The organism is uncultured Stenotrophomonas sp., assembly GCF_913778665.1.
In the GTDB taxonomy this organism is placed as follows: domain Bacteria; phylum Pseudomonadota; class Gammaproteobacteria; order Xanthomonadales; family Xanthomonadaceae; genus Stenotrophomonas.
In genome coordinates, this window is sequence record NZ_CAJYVQ010000014.1 from 53,489 (window position 1) to 72,870 (window position 19,382).

At 67.9% G+C, this 19,382-nt stretch carries 18 protein-coding genes; 7 read left to right on the plus strand and 11 right to left on the minus strand.

All coding sequences use genetic code 11. From position 1 onward, the window contains the following. Nucleotides 1-7 precede the first annotated feature (7 nt). The 5 genes from QZ853_RS20260 (at nucleotide 8) to QZ853_RS20280 (ending at nucleotide 5,585) form a co-directional block, all read left to right on the plus strand. Entirely contained in the window at nucleotides 8-565 is a 558-nt protein-coding gene (locus tag QZ853_RS20260) for a hypothetical protein (RefSeq protein WP_295579569.1), read from the plus strand. Between the two features lie 35 nt (nucleotides 566-600). Continuing rightward, nucleotides 601-1,722, plus strand: coding sequence for a hypothetical protein (locus QZ853_RS20265; protein ID WP_295579572.1), 1,122 nt, complete (start codon nucleotides 601-603; stop codon nucleotides 1,720-1,722). Between the two features lie 37 nt (nucleotides 1,723-1,759). Next, on the plus strand, nucleotides 1,760-3,376 hold the full coding sequence (locus QZ853_RS20270; RefSeq protein WP_295579576.1) for a hypothetical protein: 1,617 nt from the start codon (nucleotides 1,760-1,762) through the stop codon (nucleotides 3,374-3,376). Nucleotides 3,377-3,430: 54 nt separating this feature from the next. Further along, the gene (gene hemF / locus QZ853_RS20275) at nucleotides 3,431-4,327 is read left to right on the plus strand and encodes an oxygen-dependent coproporphyrinogen oxidase (RefSeq protein ID WP_295579579.1); all 897 of its coding nucleotides are present in this window, start codon (nucleotides 3,431-3,433) and stop codon (nucleotides 4,325-4,327) included. 94 nt (nucleotides 4,328-4,421) lie between these two features. Continuing rightward, nucleotides 4,422-5,585, plus strand: a complete 1,164-nt coding sequence (locus tag QZ853_RS20280; RefSeq protein ID WP_295579581.1) for a hypothetical protein — start codon at nucleotides 4,422-4,424, stop codon at nucleotides 5,583-5,585. A gap of 76 nt (nucleotides 5,586-5,661) precedes the next feature. On the opposite strand, the gene QZ853_RS20285 is transcribed toward QZ853_RS20280, so the two are convergent. Both QZ853_RS20285 and polA read right to left on the minus strand, forming a co-directional pair. Then, nucleotides 5,662-6,141 (minus strand): YetF domain-containing protein, encoded by a 480-nt coding sequence (locus QZ853_RS20285; RefSeq protein ID WP_295579584.1) that lies wholly within the window; start codon nucleotides 6,139-6,141, stop codon nucleotides 5,662-5,664. Nucleotides 6,142-6,505: 364 nt separating this feature from the next. Further along, nucleotides 6,506-9,280 (minus strand): DNA polymerase I, encoded by a 2,775-nt coding sequence (polA, locus tag QZ853_RS20290; RefSeq protein ID WP_295579588.1) that lies wholly within the window; start codon nucleotides 9,278-9,280, stop codon nucleotides 6,506-6,508. Between the two features lie 97 nt (nucleotides 9,281-9,377). Here polA and QZ853_RS20295 point away from each other — a divergent pair, with 97 nt between their 5' ends. Continuing rightward, nucleotides 9,378-9,662 carry a DUF2782 domain-containing protein gene (locus QZ853_RS20295; protein WP_057500897.1) on the plus strand — a complete coding sequence of 95 codons (285 nt, stop codon included), beginning with the start codon at nucleotides 9,378-9,380 and terminating at the stop codon, nucleotides 9,660-9,662. A gap of 149 nt (nucleotides 9,663-9,811) precedes the next feature. On the opposite strand, the gene QZ853_RS20300 is transcribed toward QZ853_RS20295, so the two are convergent. The 8 genes from QZ853_RS20300 to rpmB form a co-directional block, all read right to left on the minus strand. Then, nucleotides 9,812-10,258, minus strand: a complete 447-nt coding sequence (locus QZ853_RS20300; RefSeq protein ID WP_005411629.1) for a universal stress protein — start codon at nucleotides 10,256-10,258, stop codon at nucleotides 9,812-9,814. 231 nt (nucleotides 10,259-10,489) lie between these two features. Next, nucleotides 10,490-11,044 (minus strand): hypothetical protein, encoded by a 555-nt coding sequence (locus QZ853_RS20305; RefSeq protein ID WP_295579599.1) that lies wholly within the window; start codon nucleotides 11,042-11,044, stop codon nucleotides 10,490-10,492. Nucleotides 11,045-11,222: 178 nt separating this feature from the next. Next, the gene (locus QZ853_RS20310; protein WP_295579611.1) at nucleotides 11,223-11,549 is read right to left on the minus strand and encodes a low molecular weight protein tyrosine phosphatase family protein; all 327 of its coding nucleotides are present in this window, start codon (nucleotides 11,547-11,549) and stop codon (nucleotides 11,223-11,225) included. Between the two features lie 64 nt (nucleotides 11,550-11,613). Then, nucleotides 11,614-13,806, minus strand: a complete 2,193-nt coding sequence (uvrD, locus tag QZ853_RS20315; RefSeq protein WP_295579622.1) for a DNA helicase II — start codon at nucleotides 13,804-13,806, stop codon at nucleotides 11,614-11,616. Nucleotides 13,807-13,815: 9 nt separating this feature from the next. After that, nucleotides 13,816-15,237 carry an FAD/NAD(P)-binding protein gene (locus QZ853_RS20320; RefSeq protein WP_295579634.1) on the minus strand — a complete coding sequence of 474 codons (1,422 nt, stop codon included), beginning with the start codon at nucleotides 15,235-15,237 and terminating at the stop codon, nucleotides 13,816-13,818. 45 nt (nucleotides 15,238-15,282) lie between these two features. Continuing rightward, on the minus strand, nucleotides 15,283-16,701 hold the full coding sequence (gene cls, locus QZ853_RS20325) for a cardiolipin synthase (protein WP_295579926.1): 1,419 nt from the start codon (nucleotides 16,699-16,701) through the stop codon (nucleotides 15,283-15,285). Between the two features lie 219 nt (nucleotides 16,702-16,920). Continuing rightward, nucleotides 16,921-17,088, minus strand: a complete 168-nt coding sequence (rpmG, locus tag QZ853_RS20330; RefSeq protein ID WP_169411268.1) for a 50S ribosomal protein L33 — start codon at nucleotides 17,086-17,088, stop codon at nucleotides 16,921-16,923. A gap of 10 nt (nucleotides 17,089-17,098) precedes the next feature. Further along, complete coding sequence (gene rpmB / locus QZ853_RS20335; protein WP_005411638.1) at nucleotides 17,099-17,335, minus strand: 50S ribosomal protein L28; 237 nt, start codon at nucleotides 17,333-17,335, stop codon at nucleotides 17,099-17,101. 281 nt (nucleotides 17,336-17,616) lie between these two features. On the opposite strand from rpmB, the gene QZ853_RS20340 reads away from it, so the two are divergent. After that, nucleotides 17,617-18,831 (plus strand): glycosyltransferase, encoded by a 1,215-nt coding sequence (locus QZ853_RS20340; protein WP_295579646.1) that lies wholly within the window; start codon nucleotides 17,617-17,619, stop codon nucleotides 18,829-18,831. Nucleotides 18,832-18,844: 13 nt separating this feature from the next. Here QZ853_RS20340 and dnaQ read toward each other — a convergent pair whose 3' ends face one another. Next, nucleotides 18,845-19,354, minus strand: a complete 510-nt coding sequence (dnaQ, locus tag QZ853_RS20345) for a DNA polymerase III subunit epsilon (RefSeq protein WP_295579658.1) — start codon at nucleotides 19,352-19,354, stop codon at nucleotides 18,845-18,847. Nucleotides 19,355-19,382 lie beyond the last annotated feature (28 nt).

Consider the following 19,382-nt stretch of genomic DNA (forward strand, 5'->3'; position numbering starts at 1 on the left):
ACACCGGATGTCAGTGCCGCTCCCGTCGCCCTCGTTGCAGCCTTCGCCCTACCATGCGTGGATTCGACCGCTGGTCCAGGCCTCCTTCTGGCTGTCCGCGCTGCTGACCGGCTACTTCCTCCTGCAGGGCCTGCTGGCGTGGCCGCTGCGCGACGTTCCACTCTGGCAACTGCTGGCCGGTGAAGTACAGCGTCGGCAGATGCACAGCCTGACCTGGCTGCTGGCGCACCCGGTGGCTGCCTCGATGATCGCCGCGTTGCTCTGCCTGGTCTCGGCCGTGGCCAGCTGGGGCCTGCTGCGGGAGCGTCGCTGGGGCCTGTGGAGCTTCGTGATGATGCTGCTGTTGAGCGCGCTGGCCAATTTCGCGATCACCTGGTGGCTGGACGTGTTCATGCGCGAGGTGATCGTGCTGCTCGCCGACGACCCGGGCATGCAGCAATCGATGCAGCCGCGGCGCTGGATGATGACCTTCACCCTGCTCGGCACGTCGGTCCTGTTCCTCGGCCTGCAGGGCTGGCTGGCGTGGCGCCTGCTGCGGCCGGACATCCGCTCGCGTTTCCACTGAGCCCCCTCCCTTTCCCGCACGACAAGGACCGTCGCATGCGCCTGCTGAGCCTTCTCCCCGCACTGCTGCTGTTCGTCGCGCGGCCTGCCGGCGCCGATGCGTTGCAGTGTGGCGAGTACCGCAGCGCCGATGGCGGTGTGGCGCTGGTGTTCACCACCCCCAGCACCGGCTACCGCCACGATGACGGCAGCGAACCGCAGCCGCTGTGGGTTGATCGCAGTGCGGTGCAGACGCGCCTGGTCATGCTCGACGATGGCGTGGCGCAGGGGATCCGGATCAGCACCGATGGGCAGCGCATCGAGGACGACGTGGGGGCGACCTACACCCTGCGCCAGTCCCGCACCTGCGCCACCGAACCCGGCGCGATCGACGGCAGCTGCCGCGCCGCCGGCAGCCACTGCATTGCGCAGCTGCCCACGGCTTCACCCGGCCAGGCCCAGCGCGCGTGCAGCGAGGGCATGGGCGCGGGCTGCTCAGCGCTGTTGCGACAGCTGCGCGATGGCGTAACGGCGGCCGGGAACGATGACACCGGCCACGCGCGCTTTGAACGCCCGCCCGCCTGCCGCGAACACACACCCGGGCATGACCCGCAGGCCTGCGAGGCGCTGACTGACGATGCGCTGGCTGCCGCCATGCAGCGGATAGGTGAACGCCTGCAAGGGGAAGATGAAGGCACGCTGGATTTGCCGCTTCCGGCCGCTGCACGCGAACGTCTGCAGCAGCTGTGCCTGCAGCACCGTGGTGGCCGCTTCTGCATCGAAGTGGCCGGACAGCAGTTGATCGCACTGGAACCTGCGTTGGCGGTGCAGGCGCTGCAGGTGGTCTGCGATGCGGGGCGCGTCAGCGCCTGCGAACGTGTCGCACCGCTGCGCGATCTCGGTGCGGATCTGCGCCTCGTCCCGGCCCACCGGGTGCCGTGCGGCCGCTACCAGGCCGATGGTGGCGTGATCGCCAGGCTCGACTTCGGCAATGGCACGCGTGGCCGCCTGCATGACGGCGCCATCCACCTGCAGCAGAACGGTGAAGCCCTTGTCCTGCGCCAGCTCGGCAATGGCGACCTGCTCGGCATGGATGAGCAGACCGGCTACCAGCGCTATCAACCCGTGCCCGGCACGGCACAATGCACGCCCCCGCGCGAGGGCCATGGTTCGCCGTAGCGCCTGGAGTTTCCCGTTCGATCGTCAAGGAGACGACATGCTTTCACCCGCACCGCGCCGCCGCTGGCTGGCCTGGGCGCTGCTGCTGGCCGCGCCGATGGCCGCCGCACAATCGCCACAATGCGGCCTGTTCAAGGCCGATGAAGGCAGCGGTACGCTGCGTATCAGCTCGCCGAACCGCGGCGAGCAGAAACACGTCGGCAGTGCCCCGTCTCCGGTCGCCTTCCAGCAGATCGACGGAAAGCTGCAACTGGTGAACCTGGAGTACGGCCTGCCCAGCGCGCTGCAGGTGCGCGATCGTGGCCGGACGGTCGAGGTGGATGGCACGGTCTACATCCTGCAGGCCCCTGCACAGTGCGCCGCAGCAGCTGCGCCGCCTGAAGGCAGCTGCCTGGCCGATGCGGCGGCGTGCCTGGACAACCGTCGCGAAGCAAGCCCGACCGCGCTGGAAGCAGGGTGCCGGGAAGGCGTACCCGGCATGTGCCTGCAACTGGCTGATCGTTGGCACGAGGAGGCCAAACCTACGGTCGAGGCCGATCCCGCTCTGGCAAAGGCAGCGCTGGACGCCGCCCTGTCCGGCGTCAAACTCCCCGCCGCCTGTGACGACGGTGGCTTCGAGCAGGGAACCGCGACGTGTGCCGCCGCACTCGAGGCCGACCCTGCGGTGCAGGAGCAGCTGGTCAAGGCGGCGATGACCGCAGCCATGACCGAAGCCGTGGTGACGATGGCAGCGCCGACCGTGCCGGCGATCGTTCCGGCCGAGCGGCGGCAACAGTTGTTGCGGCTGTGCCGCGAGGTACCGCACGGCGGCTTCTGCACCCGCGTGGCTGAGCTGTCCTGGGAGGCGGGAGATCCCCAGCAGGCGGTACAGGCCCTGGCTGCAGCCTGCCCCCCCGGCAACGATACCGTCACCTGCGAGCGCCTGCCGGCGTTGCAGGCGGTGGGTGCATCGTTGCGACCGCAGCCGGCAACGGTCCTGCCCTGCGGCAGTTACCGGTCCGACGGCGGCCTGATGGACACGCTGGATTTCGGTGACAACGGCCTGGTCGGTGTCGGCTGGAGCAGCCATCTTCGCGCACGTGTCGAAGCGGGCGACATCCGCATCCGCCACGACCGGGATGGCGACTTCGTGCTGCGCCCGCTGCCGGGCGGGCAGTTGCTGGGCCTGGATAACTGGACCCGCTTCCAGGTGTTCGTCCCCACCGGGAAGGGCCCGACCCGGTGCAGTGCACCGAAGCAGTTCAAGGTGCTGCCACTGCCGCAGGATTGCCCGCTGGCGCTGGCCAACGAGGACGGTGCCGGGGCCTGCTGCGCGCAGGGCAAGCTGCAGGGCTGCAACATTCTCGGCAACCGCCTTGCGCTGTCCGGGCACTGGCTGCAGGCCGCAGAGCACTACACCACTGTCTGCCGCGCCGGTGTCCGCGAAGGGTGCGAGAGCCTGGTCACCGCGCAGGGCAACGGTGCGGAGGTGGATGCGCGTCGAATCCTGGGACAGCTGTGCAAGGCCGACCGCAGCGGCCTGCATGTGGCCTGCGACGTGCTCGAAACCCAGAACTGGGAGCTGATCACGCTGGGCGGTGCCCTGCAGAAGGCGGTTGACGAGGCGGCAGTGGACGACACTCCGGTACCGCGCAACCCCAACCGCAAGCGCTGAGCCGGCCAGGGCCTGTCCGCAGCTTCGGCCGGGCCCTGCGGTAAAGTACGCGCCATGAACGAATTCGAGCGCGTGCGCGCCTACCTTACCGACCTGCAGGACCGCATCTGTGCGGCGATCGAGGCCGTCGATGGCCAGGCCCGCTTCCAGGAAGACCTGTGGCAGCGTGCCGAGGGCGGTGGCGGGCGTACCCGCGTGCTGCGTGACGGTGCGGTGTTCGAGCAGGCCGGCATCGGCTTTTCCGACGTGGCCGGCAGCCGCCTGCCGCCGTCGGCCTCGGCCAACCGCCCGGAACTGGCCGGTGCCTCCTGGCGCGCCACCGGCGTGTCGCTGGTGTTCCACCCGCTCAATCCCTACGTGCCGACCACCCACGCGAATGTGCGCTTCTTCCAGGCGCAGCGCGACGGTGAAGTGGTGGCCAGCTGGTTCGGTGGCGGCTTCGACCTGACCCCGTTCTATCCGTTCGACGAGGACGTGCAGCACTGGCACCGGGTCGCACGCGACCTGTGCGCGCCGTTCGGCGAGGAACGCTATGCCGCACACAAGCGCTGGTGCGACGAGTACTTCTTCCTGCGCCATCGCAATGAAACGCGCGGTGTCGGCGGTCTGTTCTTCGACGACCTGCACGGCGACTTCGAGCGCGATTTCGACTACCTGCGGGCGGTCGGTGATGGCTTCCTCGATGCCTATCTGCCGATCGTGCAGCAGCGCAAGGACAGCGCATACGGCGAGCGCGAGCGCGAGTTCCAGCTGTACCGCCGCGGCCGCTATGTGGAGTTCAACCTGGTCTATGACCGCGGCACCCTGTTCGGGCTGCAGAGCGGCGGCCGCAGCGAAAGCATCCTAATGAGCCTGCCGCCGCGGGTGCGCTGGGAGTACGGCTTCAGCCCGGAGGCCGGCAGCGCCGAGGCGCGCCTGGCCGACTACCTGGTGCCGCGCGACTGGCTCTGAAGTTCCGGTGCCACGGCTGACCGTGGCGCCTCCGTTGCCTGTGGTGCGCCCTGCACCGGACAGGCTCTGTTCCACCGCCTTCAGGGACGAACCAATGTCTGCTGCTGTTTTCCTTCGCCCCCGCGCTGCGGGCTGGCGTTCCCTGCTGTTGCTGGCCCTGGCCTCGGCCAGCCTGCCGGCTGCCGCGCAGTCGATGGCCTGTGGCACCTACAAGGACAGCAGCGGCAACACCACGCTGACCCTCGAGAGTGAAGGCCACGGCTCCCTGTCCGGCCCCTACCAGGCCACCGAGAACCTGCGCATCGCCCGCCAGGAAGACGTGCTCGGTACCGGCAACCTGTCCACGGGCCAGCTGGAGAACTGGTACTTCTCGGACAACGACCGCACGATCAGCACGCCCTATCGCGAGTTTACCCGTGAGCGCGCCGCCGCCTGCAAGGCGATGCCAGAGCCCGTCGAAGACGGTTGCGTGATGAATACCTCCGAGTGCCTGGAGGCGCTGCCGGAGGCCGCACCCGTGAAACTGCACGCTTGGTGTGCCGAGGGCGTGGGCGCAGCCTGCATGCGGTTGCTGGAGACCTACCAGGAAGAGGCCAACGCAGCGGCACCGAAAGTGACGGACCCGCCGATGCCTGAGATCTGCAAGGAGGAATCACCGTCCTTCGACGCCGAAGGCTGCATGGCGGCAGCCAGGAAGGTCGCCTCGCAGATGGCAGGGGAGGCACTGCTGGGCCTGCGGCATTCGGTCGATGCGCCCTTGCCGCCGGCGCAGCTGGATGAGCTGACGGCACTCTGCCGCGAACAGCGCGGCGAGACCTTCTGTGAAGCGTCGGCCGAGTCGCTGTGGAGCGGCGGGCGCCTGCAGCAGGCCCGCGAGGCATTGCAGCTGGCCTGCGCACAGCGCGCGGATGCGCCGTCCTGCGGACCGGCCAAGGACCTCGCTGCTGTTGCCGGTGCGACCGCAGCGGCACTCGAACCGATCGCCGCCACCGCCCTGCCCTGCGGCAGCTTTGTCGCCGAACGCAGCGTGCTGTCGCAGCTGCGCTTCCTGGAGGGCGGCATCGTGGAAGCCGGTGGTGAGGACGTGCGCCTGCGCGCGAGCCTGCGCGACGGCCAGGTGCGCCTGCACCGCGATGTCGGCAGCGACTTCGTGCTGCAGCTGCTGCAGAACGGCAACCTGGTGGGCGTCGACAGCGGCAACCGCTTCGCGTACTACGAGCGCAAGGCGGCTGCAGGCAACGTCCGCTGCACTCCCTGAGCAGCGTGATGTAGCGCCGAGTCCACGCTCGGCTGAACAACCAGCGCAGCCGAGTCAGGGGCTCGGCTCTATGTCGTCAGGTGCTCTTCCTGGGGATGATCGTGATGTGCCCGTTGATCTCCAGCAGGGCCAGCTCGACATCCTCCACGCCGAGGCAACCCTGCTGGCGCATGGCGGCCTCGAAATCCGAGCGGGTGACCTGCTCGCGGTGCAGAACGGCGTCGAACAGGCGCCCATCACGCGCGATCACCACCGGTTCTCCTTCCACCAGTCTCTCGATCCGCCGGCTACGGGTACTCACCCAGCCCACCCCGTAGTTGAGCAGGATCAGGGTGGCCGCCAGCAACAGGCCGCCGCCCAGCGAGGTGTCGGTGCCCAGCAGCGCGTTCTGCACCGCATTGCCCAGCAGCACCACCAGCAGCACGTCGAACGGGGTGATCTGCCCGAGCGGGCGTTTGCCGCTGAGCCGGACCATGCCCAGCACCACGACATAGACCACCACCGCGCGCAGGATGAACTCCCACCATGGCATCGCCAGTGCGAACAGATCGGGCATTGCGGGTTCCCTGCGGCGTGATGGCTCAGCCTAGCACCTGGGGTCAGATCCCTTTGCCCATCGGGCAAAGGGATCTGATGCCAATGCGCATCGGCACAAATAAAAAGCCCCGCTGACCAGGGGGAGGTCAACGGGGCCGGGGAACGGGCACTTGGGGAGGAGTCCCCGTTCCGAGATCTGCTCCAGGGGATGGGAGAGATCCACGACAGGCGTTGCGCCTGTCGGGAGTTATAGAAGCACTCCGAACACTAACAGTTCGTGAAGGGGCCCAATTTAATGAACGTCAATCCGGGTGACATTCATGGTCGAGTCAGAAACATCTGACATCTGAACCAATTCACGTCGTTTTCGGCCTGAAACACCGTCAGTGTGCTTCGTCCCAGTTGTTGCCGACGCCGGTATCCACCACCAGCGGCACCCGCAATTGGGCCGCTTGCGACATGCGTTCCACCACCTGCAAACGCAAGTCTTCGACAAAACTACTTTCGGTTTCGAAGACCAGTTCGTCGTGCACCTGCAGGATCATCCGTGCCGGTGCGCCGCTGTCGCGCAGCCACTGGTCCACGTCCACCATCGCGCGCTTGATGATGTCGGCCGCGGTGCCCTGCATCGGCGCGTTGATCGCGGCACGCTCGGCACCGGCGCGCAGGCCCTGGTTGCGGGCATGGATGTCGTTCAGGTACAGGCGGCGGCCGAACAGGGTTTCCACATAGCCCCGGTCGCGGGCGGTCTGGCGCATCCGCTCCATGAAGTCGCGCACACCGGGGTAGCGGCTGAAGTACAGCGCCACGTAGTCCTGCGCCTGGCCGCGGTCGATGCCCAGGTTGCGGGCCAGGCCGAAGGCGCTCATGCCGTACATCAGGCCAAAGTTGATCGCCTTGGCGGCGCGGCGCTCGTTCGGAGTCACCTCCTCCAGCGTGCGCCCGAACACCTCGGCGGCGGTGGCACGGTGGACGTCGGCGCCCTGCTCGAAGGCACGCACCAGGCCCGGGTCTTCGGACAGGTGGGCCATGATCCGCAGTTCGATCTGTGAATAGTCGGCGGCCAGCAGCTGGCAGCCCTCCGGCGCCACGAAGGCGCGGCGGATGCGGCGGCCGTCTTCGGTGCGGATCGGGATGTTCTGCAGGTTCGGGTCCGACGAGGACAGTCGGCCGGTGGCCGCGCCGGACTGGTGGTAGCTGGTATGCACACGGCCGGTGTCCGGGTTGACCATCTCCGGCAGCTTGTCGGTGTAGGTACTGCGCAGCTTGGCCAGGCCGCGGTAGTCGAGGATCACCCGCGGCAGTTCGTGCTGGTCGGCAATCGCCTCCAGCGCTTCCTCATTCGTGCTGGGCTGGCCCTTCGGGGTCTTCACCACCGCCGGCAGCTTCAGCTCGTCGAACAGCACCGCCTGCAGCTGCTTGGGCGAATCCAGGTTGAAGCTGCGCCCGGCCAGCTCGGTGGCCTTCTGCTGCGCAGCCAGCATCCGCGAGGACAGGTCCTGGCTCTGCCGGCGCAGCTCGTCGGTGTCGATCCGCACGCCGTTGGCTTCAATCGTGGTCAGCACCGGCACCAGCGGCATCTCGATGTCGCGGTACACGCTGTCCAGCGCCGGCTCGGCCAGAAGCTGCGGCTGCAGCGCGCGATGCAGGCGCAGGGTGATGTCGGCGTCCTCGGCCGCATAGCGGCTGGCTTCGTCGATGCCCACCTGCGAGAACGGGATCTGCTTGGCGCCCTTGCCGGCCACATCCTCGAACTTGATGGTGCTGTAGCCCAGGTAGCGCAGCGCCAGCGAATCCATATCGTGTCGGGTCGCGGTGGAGTTGAGCACGAAGCTCTCGAGCATGGTGTCGTCGTGGTAGCCCTCCACGTCCACGCCGTGGCGGCGCAGCACGTGCAGGTCGTACTTGCCATGCTGGCCCAGCTTCTTCTTCGCCGGGTCCTGCAGCACCGGGCGCAGCGCGTCCAGCACCTGCTGTAGCGGCAGCTGCGCCGGCGCGCCGGGGTAGTCGTGGCCGACCGGGATGTAGGCAGCCTTGCCCGGCTCGACCGCCAGGCTGACGCCGACCAGGCGCGCGCGCATCGCATCCAGCGCATCGGTTTCGGTATCGAAGCTGATCAGCTCGGCCTGCTGCAGGCGCTCGACCCAGGCCTGCAGCTGCTCGCCGGTGAGCACGGTCTCATACTCACCCGGGGCGGCCAGCGCCGGGTCCAGCGTGCCGGCGGCCGGGGCCTCGGAACTGCCTCGGGCGAAGCCGGCAGCGGTGCCGCGCAGGCTCGGCGCGGCTTCGCTGGCGACAGCGGGTGCCGGCAGCGGCGCACCCAGTTCCTTCAGCGCCTGGGTGAAGCCGTAACGCGCATACAGCTCGGTCAGCACCGGCACGTCCTGCTCGCGCAGGGCCAGCGTGGTCGGACTGGCGTCCAGCTCCACATCGGTGCGGATGGTCACCAGCTCACGGTTCAGCGGCAGGCGTTCCAGCGCGGCGCGCAGGTTCTCGCCGATCTTGCCCTTCATGGTCGGCGCGGCGGCCATCACTCCGTCCAGATGCTGGTACTCGGCCAGCCACTTGGCGGCGGTCTTCGGCCCGCACTTCTCCACGCCCGGCACGTTGTCGACGGTGTCGCCCATCAGCGCCAGCAGGTCGATGATCTGGTCGGCGCGCACGCCGAACTTGTCCATCACCGCCGCGTCCGAATCCATGCGGCTGCCGGTCATGGTGTTGACCAGCTCGATGCCCGGGCGGACCAGCTGCGCGAAGTCCTTGTCGCCGGTAGAAATGGTCACCTTCAGGTCCTGCGCCAGGCCCTGCAGCGCCAGCGTGCCGATCACATCGTCGGCTTCCACGCCGGGGATGCGCAGGATGCTGATGCCCAGTGCTTCAACGATGCGGCACATCGGCTCGACCTGGCTGCGCAGTTCGTCGGGCATCGGCGGACGGTTGGCCTTGTACTGGTCGTACAGGTCATCACGGAAGGTCTTGCCGGGCGCATCGACCACGAACGCAACGTAGGCCGGGCGTTCCTTCAGCGTCGAACGCAGCATGTTGACCACGCCGAACAGTGCGCCGGTGGGTTCACCCTGTGCATTGGACAGGGGCGGCAGCGCGTGGAACGCGCGGTACAGGTAACTGGACCCGTCGATCAGGACTAATCTGCTCATGCGCCGATTCTACGCGCCCGTGCCTGCACCGCGACGACACGGCACGCACCCGGCGATGGGGCATAATCAGGCCTCTCTCCAGGCAAAGGTTCCGCCGATGAAGACCCTGATGCTGGCTTCCCTGCTCCTGCTCGCTGGCTGCGCCAGCATGGGTGGCGCAGGCGCTCCCCCGGTGGACGTCAAGGGCGCCGATGTCTCCAAGCGGACCATGGACAACGGCGACACCATCGAGGAATACCGTGTGTCCGGCCAGCTGCGCATGGTCAAGGTGACCCCGTCGCGCGGCGCCCCGTACTACATGTACGACAAGAACGGCGATGGCCGCTTCGACAACGACAAGGATGGCGTCTCGCCGGTGTACTGGAAGCTGTACAGCTGGTGAGGTGACCGGGGACGGATCCCCGCGATTCAATGGATCCACGCCATGCGTGGCTGGGTCCCTGCCGGCCCCCACAAAAAACAACGCCGGCGCGCATCCTGCGGCCGGCGTCGGGTCCCCTCCCCGGGAACGCTTGTATCAGCGCGTGTGGATCAGCGGATCACCAGCACCGGCAGGGTGCTGCGCGCCAGCACTTCGGCAGTCTGGCTGCCCAGCAGCACGCGGGTCACGCCACGGCGGCCATGCGAGGTCATCACGATCAGGTCGCTGTTGCGCTCGCCCGCGGTCTCGATGATGCCGTCGGCCGCGTAGCGGTCCAGCACATGCACCGGGTTGGCGGTGATGCCCTGCTCGGCGGCCTTGGCCAGCGCCGGCTGCAGCACCTTCTGCGCGCCTTCCTCGCGGTCGGCCTTGTACTCGGGACTGTTCATGTAGCCCACGCTCCAGCCCATGGCATCGTACATGCCGACGGCCCACGGCTCGGAGACGGTCACGATATCGACCTCGGCATTGAGGTCCTTGGCCAGTTCCAGGCCCTTGGCCAGGCCCTTGTCGGCCAGCTCGGAGCCGTCGGTGGCAATCAGGATGCGCTTGTACATGGTGGGGCTCCGCGTCGATCGGCCAGATGGGAACGACACCATTACACACCGGATGTGCAGGCTGCGCCTTGAGCAGGATCAATCCGGCGCCGCGCAGGGGCCCGTGCGCACCGCCACGTGGTCCGAGGGACGGGCTCGGCCGGCCCTCTTCTGCAGAGCCGAGCCCATGCTCGGCTGCTTCTGGCGGGAAAAGGAGCCGAGCATGGGCTCGGCTCTGCATCAGGCTCGCCCTCAGGCGATCTGCACCACGCGCGCGTTCTGGCACAGCGGGTAGCTGGCGACGAATTCAGCGATCGCCTCACGCATCGCCTCGAATGACTGACCGTACATATACAGCGCGGTCTCGCTCGGGCCCTGCCACCAGCTGCAGATCTCGCCGAGGCCATCGATGCGCTCGGACAGCTGCTCGAAGACGTGGTTGGAGTCGCACTGTTCGTAGACCTCGTCGGGCAGGGTCAGGCCATCCAGGTAGATGCCCAGGCCCTCGGTCACGCCAAAGCTGCGATCCGCCTCGCCGGCACCCTGCACCTGCGAGCCCTTCGGTGCACCCAGCTGTTCCAGCAGATCGATCAGCTTGGGCACGCCTGCGGCGTCCACCAACGCTACCTCGATGTCGCCGTATTCAACTTCGCCCTCATCGGAGATCGCGGTGCCACCGCCAACGATCTCGCCGATCTGCGACGCCTGCAGCAATGCGTCGAGCGGATCCTCGAACAGCTCGTGGCGATGCTCGGGCTGCAGCCGGGCGTTCAATTTCACGGTCGCGTGCAGCGTGGCTTCGGTCATGGGGGCGTTCCTGGGAGATGTCAGGCCCCATTGTAGAGTCGAAGGTAGCGGCAAGAGCCGCTGCCAACGTCGCTTGCGACGGCCCGATGGGTGCCGGTCAGGACGACCGGCATCACCAGGCTCGACTGCCTTTCCCGCCAGCAGCAGCCGCGCATGGGCTTGGCTCTACAACAGCCCGTCAGCGCAGGAACGGGGTCACTTTGCGCTTGAGCAGTTCCACCAGCACCGGGTCCATGTACTCGTAGTGGTCGGGGATATCCAGGCAGATCACCCGCTTGCCGTTCAACCAGGCCTTGTAGCGGCTGGACAGCCGGTTGCGGTGGGCCTTCTCCATCACGAACACCAGATCGGCCCACTGCAGCAGCTCAGGGCTGAGCACTTCTTCGGCGTCGGCCAGCAACCCGGCCGAGGCGGTCTCGATACCCGGCCAATCGGCAAATACCTGCTCGGCCGTCGGGCTGCGCAGGCGGTTCTGGCTGCAGAGGAAGAGCACGTTGCGGGTCATGCACCCAGCGTACCGGGGGTCGGATCCCGTTTCCAACGGAAAAGGGATCCGACCCCGACGGTGATCAGATCACCGTCAGGTTGGCGTACGCCATCACCAGCCATTTGCTGCCGGCGTCTGCAAATTCGACCTGCACGCGGGCGTGCGCACCGCTGCCTTCGTAGTCGGTCACCATGCCTTCGCCGAACTTGGGATGGGTGACCAGCGCACCGAGCTTGACCGGCGGTGCCTCGATCGAGGCATGGCCCATCACCCGGCTGGCGCCCATCGAAGCCGGCCGCGAGACCTGCACCTTCGGGCGCACTTCGTGCAGCAGCTCACGCGGAATCTCGCGCAGGAAGCGCGACGGCAGGCTGTAGTTGTCCTGGCCATGGATGCGGCGCGATTCGGCGTAGCTCAGCACCAGCTTCTGGCGCGCGCGGGTGATGCCGACGTAGGCCAGGCGGCGCTCTTCTTCCAGCCGCCCGCTTTCCTCCAGCGAACGTGCGCTGGGGAACAGGCCGTCTTCCATGCCTGCCAGGAACACCAGCGGGAATTCCAGGCCCTTGGCCGAGTGCAGGGTCATCAACTGCACACCCTCCTCGCCGGCCTGCGCCTGGCCCTCGCCGGCCTCCAGCGCGGCATAGGCCAGGAACGCGACCAGCTCGTCCATGTCCTCGCCCACTTCCTCGATGTCGTCGGCCCGGCGCACGAAACGCGAGGCGACCGAGACCAGTTCGTCGAGGTTGTCGGTGCGCGATTCCGAATCCAGCGAATTGCGACTTTCCTTGCTCCAGTGCTCGCGCAGCTGCGAGCGGGCCAGCACGTGGTCGACGCGCTCGGCCAGGGTCATGTGCACGGTCTGCGCCTGCAGCTCGTTGACCAGCCCCAGGAAGCCGGCCAGTGCATTGCGCGCACGTGCGGCCAGCGCGCTGCCCTGGGTGACCAGCATGGTCGCTTCCCACAACGAAATGCCCTGCGCACGTGCCTCGCGGCGCACTTCGTCCAGCGTGCGGTCACCGATGCCACGGGTGGGCGTGTTGACCGCGCGCTCGAACGCCGCGTCATCGTTGCGGTTGGACAGCAGGCGCAGGTACGCCAGCGCGTCCTTGATTTCGGCACGCTCGAAGAAGCGCATGCCGCCGTACACGCGGTACGGCACCTGTTCGCTCAGCAGCGCCTCTTCCAGCGCGCGAGACTGCGCGTTGCTGCGGTAGAGCACCGCCACTTCGGTGTAGCTGCCACCGTCGCGCACCCACTGGCGGGCGCGCTCGACGATGTAGCGCGCCTCGTCCATCTCGTTGTACGCGGCGTACAGATCGATCGGCTCGCCGTCGCCGCTGTCGGTCCACAGCTGCTTGCCGATGCGATCCGGGTTGTGCGCGATCACCGCGTTGGCGGCACCGAGGATGTTGGCAGTGGAGCGGTAGTTCTGTTCCAGGCGGATGGTCTGGGCACCCGGGAAGTCGCGCAGGAAGCCCTGCACGTTCTCGACCTTGGCGCCACGCCAGCCGTAGATGGCCTGGTCATCGTCGCCGACCACGAACACGTGGCCGGAATCACCGGCCAGCACGCGCACGAAGGCGTACTGGATGGCGTTGGTGTCCTGGAATTCGTCCACCAGGATTTCGCGGAAGCGGGCGCGGTAATGCGACAGCAGTGCCGGGTTGTCACGCAGCAGTTCATGCGCGCGCAGCAGCAGCTCGGCGAAGTCGACCAGGCCGGCGCGGTCGCAGCGCGCCTGGTACTCGATGTAGGCCTGGCGCATGGTTTCAAGCCACGCGTCGTTCGGCTCGGGCTGGATGTGCTGCGGGCGGCGGCCTTCGTCCTTCTGCGCGTTGATCCACCACGCGATCTGCTTGGCCGGGTACTTGCCGTCGTCCAGTTCCAGCGCCTGCACCACCCGCTTGACCAGCCGCAGCTGGTCATCCGAATCCATCACCTGGAAGCCTTCGGGCAGCCTGGCGTCCTGCCAGTGCAGACGCAGCAGGCGGTTGGCCAGGCCGTGGAAGGTGCCGATCCACATGCCGCGGCTGCCATTGGGCAGCTGGGCATCGATGCGGTGGCGCATCTCGCCGGCCGCCTTGTTGGTGAAGGTCACCGCGAAAATGCCGTGGGTCGGCACGCCGTCGACTTCATGCAGCCAGGCGATGCGGTGGGTGAGTACGCGGGTCTTGCCGGAACCGGCACCGGCCAGCACCAGGTGGTGGCCGGGGGGAGCGGAGACGGCTTCGCGCTGGGCCGGATTCAGGCCATCGAGCAGGTGGGAGACATCCATGCCCCCATTTTACGGCATCGCCGTCGCGGCACCTGCGACCACCTCGGTGGCCAGCGCCTGCGCCTGCTGACGCAGTTCAGGCACCGCCAGGCTTTCCCATAGGCTGCCGATGCGCAGGCTGCCGAGTACACCCAGCCGTGCCTGCGGCTGACCGCCCACGGCGCGCAGACGGTCACCCGGCACCGTGCTGTCCAGGCCCAGCCCATGCGGGCCGGGGCGGGCCAGGCCATCGGCCTGCAACTGCTGCAGCAGCGGATTGCGCAGCGCGCTGGCGCGGGTTTCGACGCCGGTGGCGTTGATCACGCCGCCGATCGCCCACTGCTGTTCCTCGCCCGAGGCGTCGCGGCCGGACAGCTGCACGGCATCGCCCTCGCGCCAGACGCGGTGCAGACGGGCGCGGTGGACACGTAGCTGGCCGCTGTCCTGCAGGGTCTGCAGCTGCGCGTCGACCTCTTCGGCGATGCGATGGCGATGCACGTCCCAATAGCGCACCACATGGCGCAGGAAGCGGCGCTGGTCGGCCGCGTCGAGGCTGCACCACAGCGCCTGCCCGTGCGGGCGGATGCGGTCCATCACGCCCTGCCACGGCAGGCCGTCGGCCTGCGCCTGGCGCGCGAACCCGCGCAACGCGCGCAGGCGCTGGCGCAGGCTCATCGGCAGCAGCACCGCCGGATCGAAGCTGGGCTGGCCGCCGTGCGCGTGCGGCAGCGGCAACAGGCCGTGGCGCGAGATCACATGCAGCGGGCCGGTATGACCGGCGGCGACGAGCGCCAGCACGGTGTCGGCCATGCTCAAGCCGGAGCCGACAATGGCCAGGGCATGGTCGCCGGCCAGGGTACGCACACCGTCGTAGTCCCAGGCCTCGATCACATCATCGGCGGGCAGGGCCTCGGCGCCGGGTACCGGCAGCGGGCGCATGCTGTTGCCCGTGGCCAGCACCGCCTGCGCGACGTGCAGCGTGCTGCCATCGCCCAGTGTCAGCTGGTAGCCATGGTCATCCGGCTGCAGGCCCAGCACCGGCTGCGCGACCACCTGCAGCTGCGCCGGGCTGGCGGCCACGGCCTCCTGCAGGCGCTGCTGCAGATAGGCGGCAAAGAAGTGGCGGCACACGTAGCGCTCGCCCAGCACCTCGCGTGCCTCGCCCGGGTACGCGTTGTCGACCATCAGGTAATCAAGGAAATCGCCGGGCTGGTCGGCAAACGCACTCATCTTCGCCGCCGGCACGTTCAGCAGGTGCTCCGGCCACGGCGTGGCATAGGCGATGCCTTGCGCCAGCTGCGAGGCCGGTTCGAAAATGGCCAGCGCCAGCGGCGCCTTCGCCTGGCGCAATACCTGGATCGCCACCAGCACTCCGGCGGCACCACCGCCGATGATTGCCAGGTCCAGTTCGCCATTACGCGGTGAATCAGTCATGCGCCGATTGTAGGCCATTGGCGATGACGGGCCGGCTTGCCGGAATGGGCGGCCGGCATTTCCTCACATCAACGCATCGGCCAGCCGTGCGATGCCCTCGCGGCTGCGCCGCCAGGTGGGGCGGCTGCGCCACTGCTGCAGATCCAGCTGCCGCGACTCGCGCAGGTAGCCATCCTCGATCGCGCACAGCTGCTGCACCAGCGCGCGGTCGTAGCAGATCAGGCCGATTTCGGCATTCAGCGCGAACGAGCGGATATCCATGTTGATCGAACCCAGCACGGCGATGTCCTCGTCCACGCTCATGTGCTTGGCGTGCAGGAACTGCGGCTCGTACAGGGCGATGCGCACGCCACAGCGCAGCAGCTCGTCGTAGTAGGCCTCCTGTGCCCACGAGGTCAGCCGCTGATTGTTGCTGGCCGACAGGATCAGCTGCACTTCCACGCCGGACAACGCGGCAATGCGCAGCGCGCTCAGCGTGGCTTCGTCAGGCACGAAGTACGGGGTGACCATCACCAGCCGTCGCCGTGCCAGGTGGATCAGCGCCGCCACCGCATCGCGCGCGTTGCTGTACGGGTAGGCCGGGCCGCTGGGCAGCAGCTGGGTGGCAATGTCATCGCTGCACTCGGGCACATCGGCAATCACGTCCAGGCGCTGGCCGGTTTCCATGTACCAGTCACTGGCAAACACCGCTTCCAGATGCGCCACCGCCGGGCCGCGCACGCGCGCCACCAGCTCGCGGTTCGGGTGGCCGGGCACGAACTGCGGGCCGGCCAGATTCTGCGAACCGACATAGGCCACTTCGTTGTCGATCACCGCGATCTTGCGGTGGTTGCGCAGGTCCATGCGCCCGCTGCGCCGCCAGCGCAGGCCACCGGGCAGCATTGCGCGCACTTCGATGTCGCGCGCTTGCAGACGGTTGCGGTAGGCGCGCAGGCCGCGCTTGGCGCCCACCGCATCGAGCAGCACGCGGCACTGCACGCCACGTGCAGCCGCGCGCTGCAGCGCCTCGACGATGGCCTCGCCCACCGCGTCGTCGAACATCAGGTAGTACAGCAGGTGCACGCGGTCTTCGGCCTGATCGATGTCGGCGATGAGCGTGTGCAGCGATTCGTCGTAGCCGGTCAGCAGATCGACCGCATTGCCGTGCACCGGCATGAAATCGCCCTGGCGCTGCACCAGCGGCACGATCTCGGCGCTGGCGGTGTCCGGCTCTGGCGACCAGCGCAGGCGGTGCTGCAGCGCCTGCTCCTCGCGGATCACCTGCGAAGCCTCGGCCTGGCGGCGGATGCGCTCGCGCGACAGCCACGGGTGACCGAACAGCAGGTACAGCGGCAGGCCCAGCAGCGGCACGAAGCCGACCAGCAGCAGCCAGCTGCGCGCCGCACCCGGCGTGGTGCGGGTGGGGATCCAGCACAGCGCGACCAGCCGGATCAGCCAGTCGATCAGCAGCAGGTACGACCCCAGCAACCACTCGAACAGCATCGCATCGTCCGTCGGGAGGTGATGGGCCATTCTGCCCAGCAGGGTGTACAGAGTCGAGCTACGCTCGATTGCTTTGAACCATCGCGTCGACCCAGGTCGACACCTACCGGGGCGGGATGAGTGTGAAAAGCAAGGTTGGCACCCACCACGGGAAGACCAGGCATGAAAAAACCCGCCACATGGGCGGGTTTCTTCGCGGGGACCAGCAATCCGTGCGGATTACTTGATCTTGCCTTCCTTGTACAGGACGTGCTTGCGCACGACCGGATCGTACTTCAGGAATTCCATCTTCCCCGGGGTGTTCTTCTTGTTCTTGTCGGTCGTGTAGAAGTGGCCGGTACCGGCCGAGGAAATCATACGGACCTTATCGCGCTTGCCTGCCATGATGCTTTACTCCTCAGACCTTTTCGCCGCGCGCACGCAGCTCAGCCAGAACGGAATCGATGCCGTTCTTGTCGATGGTGCGCAGTGCATGCGCGGAAACACGAAGCTTGACCCAGCGGTTCTCGCTGGCCACCCAGAAACGGCGCTCGTGCAGATTCGGCAGGAAACGACGACGGGTCTTGTTGTTGGCGTGCGAGACGTTGTTACCCGTCTGCACTCGCTTGCCGGAAACCTGGCATACGCGGGACATTGCGCACCTCGATAGTAGTAGTTGTCAGCCCGTAGCCCGGGAGACGGCGGCCTCGATGGTTGCCCACCACACGTCAAGAGAATCAAAGGTTTACGCTGGCGTTGGGCGGCCGGGGACGTGCTCCCGGGGGCGCCGCCCGGTAGAAAACCGGACACAGCGAGCCGCGCATTATGCAGGGGTTCAAGCACTTGCGCAAGTTGTCCACAGGGTGCTGGCTGAACCGGCCCCGCGGCGTTCACGGCCTGGCTGGCCATACTGGCGCCCCTGCCCGAGAACCGCCCATGCGCCTGCTGGCCCTGACCTATGGAACCGAAGGCGACACCCGCCCGCTGGTGATGCTGTGCCACGGGCTGCGCCAGGCCGGCCACGAGGTGATGCTGTTGGCCGAGCAGGGCACGCTGCAGACCGCCCGCGACCTGGGCGTGCCGCACGCCGCGCTGGACGGCGACATCCACGATGAAGTGGTGGCGCTGGTGGCACGCGGCAACCATCTGGCCGCCGCCTCGCGTGGGTTGGCGAGGATGGCCGGCCGCCACGTGCCGGCCTGGATGGCACAGGCCGATGCCGCCACTGCCGGCTGCGACGCGGTGCTGGCCGGCGGGCTGGCTGCGCTGGTGGGCCTGAGCGTGGCCGAGCACCACGGGCTGCCGGCGATCGGCACCGGCATGATTCCGCTGACCCCGACGCGCGCATTCGCCTCGCCCTTCCTGCCGCCGGTGCCGCTGCCGGGCGTCCTGCGCCGGGCCAGCTACGGCCTGGTGAACCAGGCGGTCTGGCGCACCTTCCGCAGGCCGATCAACGCCGCCCGCGCAGCACGGGGGCAACCGCCGCGCCGCACGCTGTGGAGCGGCCTGCCGATGCTGTACGGCATCTCCCCGCAGCTGCTGCCACCGCCAGCGGACTGGCCCGCCGACCACGTGGCGTGCGGGCAATGGCGTATGCCGGAGCAGCCGTGGTCGCCGCCGCCGGACCTGCAGGCCTTCCTCGATGCCGGCCCGCCCCCGGTCTACCTCGGCTTCGGCAGCATGACCGGCTTCGACCGCGAGCGTGTGCTGCCAGCATTGCTGCAGGCGCTGGCACCGCGCCGGGTGCTGCTGTTTCCCGGCTGGGCCGGGCTGCCGCCGGGTGCGCTGCCAGCAGAGGCGTTCGTGGTCGGCCCGACCCCGCACGAGGCGCTGTTCCCGCGCTGCGCGCTGGCCATCCACCATGGTGGCAGCGGCACCACCCATTCGGCCTGCCGCGCCGGCATTCCCTCGCTGGTGATGCCATTCGCCGCCGATCAGTTCTTCTGGGCCGATCGTCTGTATCGGTTGGGCGTGGCACCGGCACCGTTGTCACCGAAGCGACTGGATGCAGCAACGCTGGCTGCAGCCATCCGCTTCAGTGAAACCGACGCAACACGCGCACGCGCGTCGGCCCTGGGCATGGCAATGAGCGATGAAGACGGGGTGGCAGGTGGCGTGGCAATGATCGAGCGCTGGTTGCGGCCGGTGTAACGGCGGCCAGGCCTCAGCGCAGGTGCGGAATCACCTGCGCCAGCAGATGGGCATCCTTCAACGCGCCATGCAGGCCGCGCCGGCTGGTAATGCACAGGCGCTGCAGCACATCGTCCAGCTTGTTGCCCTGGCCGGGCCAGCGTCCCCGTGCAAGCTTCAGGCTGCAGGTGATGCGGCAGTGCTGGGCCAGCGTGCCGGGGATGCCGGACAGACGGAGCTCGTTGTCCAGGAAGCCCACATCGAAGGTGGCGTTGTGCGCGATCATCTCGCTGCCGCGCAGGAAGTCCAGCAGTTCGGCGGCCTTGCTGGAGAACAGCGGCTTGCCCACCAGCATCGCATCGCTGATGCCGTGCACGCGCTGTGCGCCCCAGTCGACCCTGCGCTGCGGCTGCAGGTAGGTGTGGAACTGGCGGCCGGTGAGCTGGCCATCGATCAGTTCGACGGCACCGATTTCGATCACACGGTGCCCCAGGCGGTGGGAGATGCCGGTGGTTTCGGTATCCAGTGCGACGATGCGACTCATGCGTGGCGATGTGTCCTGTTACGTGCTC

Coding starts and splice junctions, on each gene's coding strand:
- QZ853_RS20260 (WP_295579569.1), top strand. CDS start 8: ATGTCAGTGCCGCTCCCGTCGCCCTCGTTGCAGCCTTCGCCCTACCAT.
- QZ853_RS20265 (WP_295579572.1), top strand. CDS start 601: ATGCGCCTGCTGAGCCTTCTCCCCGCACTGCTGCTGTTCGTCGCGCGG.
- QZ853_RS20270 (WP_295579576.1), top strand. CDS start 1,760: ATGCTTTCACCCGCACCGCGCCGCCGCTGGCTGGCCTGGGCGCTGCTG.
- hemF (WP_295579579.1), top strand. CDS start 3,431: ATGAACGAATTCGAGCGCGTGCGCGCCTACCTTACCGACCTGCAGGAC.
- QZ853_RS20280 (WP_295579581.1), top strand. CDS start 4,422: ATGTCTGCTGCTGTTTTCCTTCGCCCCCGCGCTGCGGGCTGGCGTTCC.
- QZ853_RS20285 (WP_295579584.1), bottom strand. CDS start 6,141: ATGCCCGATCTGTTCGCACTGGCGATGCCATGGTGGGAGTTCATCCTG.
- polA (WP_295579588.1), bottom strand. CDS start 9,280: ATGAGCAGATTAGTCCTGATCGACGGGTCCAGTTACCTGTACCGCGCG.
- QZ853_RS20295 (WP_057500897.1), top strand. CDS start 9,378: ATGAAGACCCTGATGCTGGCTTCCCTGCTCCTGCTCGCTGGCTGCGCC.
- QZ853_RS20300 (WP_005411629.1), bottom strand. CDS start 10,258: ATGTACAAGCGCATCCTGATTGCCACCGACGGCTCCGAGCTGGCCGAC.
- QZ853_RS20305 (WP_295579599.1), bottom strand. CDS start 11,044: ATGACCGAAGCCACGCTGCACGCGACCGTGAAATTGAACGCCCGGCTG.
- QZ853_RS20310 (WP_295579611.1), bottom strand. CDS start 11,549: ATGACCCGCAACGTGCTCTTCCTCTGCAGCCAGAACCGCCTGCGCAGC.
- uvrD (WP_295579622.1), bottom strand. CDS start 13,806: ATGGATGTCTCCCACCTGCTCGATGGCCTGAATCCGGCCCAGCGCGAA.
- QZ853_RS20320 (WP_295579634.1), bottom strand. CDS start 15,237: ATGGCCTACAATCGGCGCATGACTGATTCACCGCGTAATGGCGAACTG.
- cls (WP_295579926.1), bottom strand. CDS start 16,701: ATGCTGTTCGAGTGGTTGCTGGGGTCGTACCTGCTGCTGATCGACTGG.
- rpmB (WP_005411638.1), bottom strand. CDS start 17,335: ATGTCCCGCGTATGCCAGGTTTCCGGCAAGCGAGTGCAGACGGGTAAC.
- QZ853_RS20340 (WP_295579646.1), top strand. CDS start 17,617: ATGCGCCTGCTGGCCCTGACCTATGGAACCGAAGGCGACACCCGCCCG.
- dnaQ (WP_295579658.1), bottom strand. CDS start 19,354: ATGAGTCGCATCGTCGCACTGGATACCGAAACCACCGGCATCTCCCAC.